The 4,411-nt window shown below is 60.9% G+C and carries 6 protein-coding genes; all 6 read left to right on the top strand.

Going from position 1 to position 4,411, the window contains the following annotated elements:
- Positions 1-568: 568 nt before the first annotated feature.
- Entirely contained in the window at positions 569-760 is a 192-nt protein-coding gene (locus ACXACS_RS19940) for a hypothetical protein (RefSeq protein WP_474809384.1), read from the top strand.
- A gap of 52 nt (positions 761-812) precedes the next feature.
- A complete protein-coding gene (locus ACXACS_RS19935) occupies positions 813-1,394 on the top strand; it encodes a hypothetical protein (protein ID WP_474809383.1) in 582 nt (193 codons plus the stop codon).
- Between the two features lie 105 nt (positions 1,395-1,499).
- Complete coding sequence (locus tag ACXACS_RS19930) at positions 1,500-1,772, top strand: DUF2339 domain-containing protein (protein WP_474809381.1); 273 nt, start codon at positions 1,500-1,502, stop codon at positions 1,770-1,772.
- Between the two features lie 188 nt (positions 1,773-1,960).
- Positions 1,961-2,791 carry a class I tRNA ligase family protein gene (locus ACXACS_RS19925; protein WP_474809379.1) on the top strand — a complete coding sequence of 277 codons (831 nt, stop codon included), beginning with the start codon at positions 1,961-1,963 and terminating at the stop codon, positions 2,789-2,791.
- A 97-nt stretch (positions 2,792-2,888) separates the two neighbouring features.
- On the top strand, positions 2,889-3,083 hold the full coding sequence (locus ACXACS_RS19920; protein WP_474809377.1) for a hypothetical protein: 195 nt from the start codon (positions 2,889-2,891) through the stop codon (positions 3,081-3,083).
- Positions 3,010-4,410, top strand: a complete 1,401-nt coding sequence (locus ACXACS_RS19915; RefSeq protein WP_474809376.1) for a class I tRNA ligase family protein — start codon at positions 3,010-3,012, stop codon at positions 4,408-4,410. Before ACXACS_RS19920 ends, ACXACS_RS19915 begins: the two co-directional genes overlap by 74 nt.
- Position 4,411 lies beyond the last annotated feature (1 nt).

The following is a 4,411-nucleotide window of genomic DNA, read 5'->3' as shown; positions in this document are numbered from 1 at the left end:
CGTGGCCCGAGTTTCCACGCGGCTTAGCTTTGCCGCAGTTGCCGTGAGTTCCGGCAATCCTGTCAGTGCATTGGGCCGACAGCCCAGCGGAGTTCTGGTTGGGTGTTGCGCTATTGGCAGGACTCGACGCTTGGACTGATGCTGTGGGGCCGGCGGGCAGGGGCCTTGCAGGACGCGACGGTGTTACCTCGCGCTCGGTCTGGTTTGGTTCGTTCTGATGCATGGGTGGGACGATGGGGTCGTACTGCGCCATTTCGCTGAAACCTATGCGGAGACCGCACCGAGGACGGCGGATTACCCGTGGGTGGTCACGATCCTGATCATTCTGGGTGCGATGATTTCCGTCACCGCAGTGTCGCGCTCGATGCAGGCGCACAGGTTTGCGGCAGGCTGGGCCGGTGCCGCCGCCGTCTTTGCGCCCGTGTTGGCCATCGCGCTTGAGGTTGGTTGGCACCCCGCGACAGTCATCGGAGACTTACCCCTCGGCACTGCATCGGTATCGCCTTGGGCGTTTTGATGGTTGCTCTTTGCCGAAGCGTTTTGCGCGCGTTGAGCGGGGAGTGAACGGATGCGCGCCTCTCTGGCGACGCTCTCGGCCTTATCCTGTTTGACCTTTGCCTGCGTTCCTCGTCCTCAGTTCTGCGGCGCTGACTATCGCTTTGGTCGCGATGGTTGTCGTGGCCGCCGCGCTGGATCGCAAATTCACCTTACCGCCGATGAGTTGGTTCATATCGGCGGGTGTCTTCACGGTCACGGTTAGGCTAGTGCTGAACCCGGGGCTTCGTTGGGCCAGCACGGCTCCGGTCCTTGAAATGACGCTGGTCTATGCGGTCGCAACCCTTGGTTTCCTGTCGGGTTGGCTGCTGATCCGACCGCTTAACCGACCCGTTGCAACGCTGCTGTTAGAGAGCGCCACCTGGGCCACCGGGGGCACTGTTCCTGTCCTTGCTGCTGGAACGTTGCGCTGCGAGAGCTTTGGCGAGGGCAACGCTACAAACAGTCACTGGGGGCTGGGCCTGCTGGCGATCATCTGGTTGCTGCTGGCCTTTGCGCAGGTGCAGCGGTTCGAACTGGGCGGCAAGCTGAACTATGCCCGATATCTGCTGGCAGCTTTCTTTGCCGGGCACGGTCTTTTCCGTTTGGTTCAGGCGTTGGTTGATGCGAACCCGTTGCTAAGCACGGTTGCGCCACCGGTTCTGGGGCCGCCGGTATTGAATACGCTCGCAGTTGCTTACTTGTTACCCGCACTGGCCATCGGGTTCTCGGTCTGGCGTATCCATGCAACGCCGCTGTGGCTGAAACGCGCCAGTTGGGGCTTGAGCAGACTGCTGGCGAGCCGTCTGGCTGGGGCTGATGATCCGTCATGTCTGGCAGGGCGCGACCGGCATGTATGAGGTCAACGGCGTGACCCAGCCTGAGCTTTACACTTACACTATGGCCCTGCTGGTGATCGGGGCGGCGTTGTTCTACCAGTCGTTTGCGCGCCGATCGCGACGCTGATGCGCAAGGCGGGTCTGGTGGTGATCGGGTTGGCTGTGGCCAAGGTGTTCCTGATCGACATCGCCGGGCTTGGCGGCCTGATCCGGGTGTTCTCGCTGCTGGCTTTGGGTCTGGCGTTGGCAGGTCTGGCTTGGCTCAATCGCTGGGCCAAGCTGCGCCATTCGCCGCACCCGACCCGGAACCTCTGGACCATTAGGCGTGGGCGTCCTATAAGCCCGGCCATGTATGACCGGACGGCCATCATTATTCGAATTATATCCCCGGCGCTCTGACCCTCTGAGACGCCGGGCAAAGGTGTTTGAGACTTCGCACCGACCGCTTCGATCCTAGTACGACCAGATCATCCAAAGGACGCCCCCAATGTGCGCCGACACGATCCAGACACCTGATTACAAAGACACGCTGAACCTGCCCAAAACCGATTTCCCATGCGCGCTGGTCTGCCCAAGCGCGAGCCCGCATGGCTGGAGCGGTGGAGACCATCGGCGTATATGACCGCTTGCGCGAAAAAGAGGGCCGCGCGCCCTTTACGCTGCACGATGGCCCGCCCTACGCCAACGGCCACCTGCATATCGGCCACGCGCTGAACAAGACCATCAAGGACATGATCGTGCGGTCGCATCAGATGATGGGCTTCGACGCGCGCTATGTGCCCGGTTGGGACTGTCACGGTCTGCCCATCGAGTGGAAGATCGAAGAGCAGTACCGCAAGAAGGGCAAGAACAAGGACGAGGTGAACGTCGTCGATTTCCGTCAGGAATGCCGCAAGTTCGCCGAGGGCTGGATCGACATCCAGCGCGAAGAGTTCAAGCGCCTGGGTATCACCGGCAACTGGGCCGATCCCTACATCACCATGGACTATCACGCCGAGGCCGTGATTGCCGATGAGTTCATGAAGTTCCTGATGAACGGTACGCTCTATCAGGGCTCGAAACCTGTGATGTGGTCGCCCATCGAAAAGACCGCCTTGGCTGAGGCCGAGGTTGAGTATCACGACAAGGAGAGCTTCACCATCTGGGTGAAGTTCAAGGTCGTGAATGCGGGCGATCTGGATGATGCCTTTGTCGTGATCTGGACGACAACTCCGTGGACCATGCCGTCGAACAAAGCGGTAGTGTATGGCAAGGATATCTCCTACGGCCTGTACGAAGTCACCGGCGCTCCAGAAGAATGCTGGGCTGCGGTGGGCGACAAGTTCCTGCTGGCCGACAATCTGGCCGCCGATGTGCTTGGCCGCGCTCGTCTTAACGACGACCAGTGGACCCGCGTTCGTGACGTGACCGCCGGATGAGCTGGCAGGCGTTGCAACTGACCCACCCGCTGGCCGGTGCTGAGGGCGGCAATGGCGGAATGGGATGACATCCGTGACTTCCGCGCGGCCGACGTTTGTGACCGATACCGAAGGTACCGGTTTCGTCCACTGTGCACCCTCGCACGGTATGGAGGAGTTCGAACTCTATCGTGATCTGGGCATGCTGGAACAGGTCATCACCTATAACGTGATGGACGATGGCCGCTTCCGCGCCGATCTACCGTTCTTTGGCGGTAAGTTCATCCTGTCCCGCAAGGGCTGGCGAGGGTGACGCAAACAAGGCCGTCATCGACAAGCTAGTCGAGGTTGGCGGTCTGCTGGCACGTGGCAAGATCAAACACAGCTATCCGCATTCGTGGCGCTCGAAAGCTCCGATCATCTATCGCAACACGCCGCAGTGGTTTGCCTCTGTCGACCGCAAGCTGAATGACGGCATGGGTGAGATGGGGGATACCATCCGCGAACGTGCCCTGCGGTCTATCGACGAACTGGTGAAATGGACGCCGCAGACCGGCCGCAATCGCCTGTATTCGATGATCGAAGCGCGCCCGGACTGGGTTCTGTCACGCCAGCGCGCCTGGGGCGTACCGCTAACCTGCTTCACCAAGAAGGGCGCTCTGCCGACCGACGCGGATTACCTGCTGCGCAACGAAGACCTGAACGCCCGCATCAAGGCGGCGTTCGAGAAAGACGGCGCAGATATCTGGTACACGGATGGCTTCAAAGAAAAGATCCTCGACGGTATCGCCAACCCCGACGATTACGATCAGGTGTTTGACGTGTTGGACGTGTGGTTCGACTCCGGCTCGACCCATGCCTTTGTTCTGCGTGATCGCGAAGACGGTACCGAGGACGGCATCGCTGATGTTTACATGGAGGGCACCGACCAGCATCGCGGTTGGTTCCACTCGTCCATGCTGCAGGCCTGCGGCACCAAGGGTCGTGCACCGTACCGCAATGTGGTGACACATGGCTTCACGCTGGATGCCAAGGGCAACAAAATGTCCAAGTCGCTGGGCAACACAATCGTGCCGGAAGAGGTGGTCAAGCAATACGGCGCCGACATTCTGCGCCTGTGGGTGGCTCAGACCGACTATACCGCTGACCAGCGGATCGGGCCGGAGATTCTGAAAGGCACCGCCGACAGCTATCGCCGTCTGCGCAACACCATGCGGTTCATGCTGGGCTCGCTGGCCGATTTCACCGAGGCCGACCGCGTCGCGCCCGAGGAGATGCCGCGTCTGGAACGCTGGGTTCTCAGCCGTCTGGCCGACCTGGATGAGCAGGTCCGTAAAGGCTATGCGTCTTTCGACTTCCAGGGCGTGTTCAGCGCCGTCTTTACCTTTGCTACGGTCGATCTGTCGTCCTTCTACTTCGACGTGCGAAAGGACGCGCTGTATTGCGACGGTGACAGCCTGCGCCGCCGCGCGGCCCGCACCGTGCTGGACATCCTGTTCCATCGCCTGACCACATGGTTGGCCCCGGTGCTGGTGTTCACTATGGAAGAGGTCTGGCTGGAACGGTTCCCGGGCGATGGCACGCTCGGTCCATCTGGTGGACTTCCCGGCATACGCCCGCCGATTGGCGCAACGAGGTGAT

This window comes from Alteromonas sp. AWM4_230 (assembly GCF_056158305.1).
This window is presented reverse-complemented; position numbering and strand designations above follow the sequence as displayed.

Excerpts from the sequence above, each read along its gene's own strand:
- ACXACS_RS19935 (WP_474809383.1), top strand. The coding sequence starts at position 813 with ATGACGCTGGTCTATGCGGTCGCAACCCTTGGTTTCCTGTCGGGTTGG.
- ACXACS_RS19940 (WP_474809384.1), top strand. The coding sequence starts at position 569 with ATGCGCGCCTCTCTGGCGACGCTCTCGGCCTTATCCTGTTTGACCTTT.
- ACXACS_RS19925 (WP_474809379.1), top strand. The coding sequence starts at position 1,961 with ATGGCTGGAGCGGTGGAGACCATCGGCGTATATGACCGCTTGCGCGAA.
- ACXACS_RS19915 (WP_474809376.1), top strand. The coding sequence starts at position 3,010 with ATGGCCGCTTCCGCGCCGATCTACCGTTCTTTGGCGGTAAGTTCATCC.
- ACXACS_RS19930 (WP_474809381.1), top strand. The coding sequence starts at position 1,500 with ATGCGCAAGGCGGGTCTGGTGGTGATCGGGTTGGCTGTGGCCAAGGTG.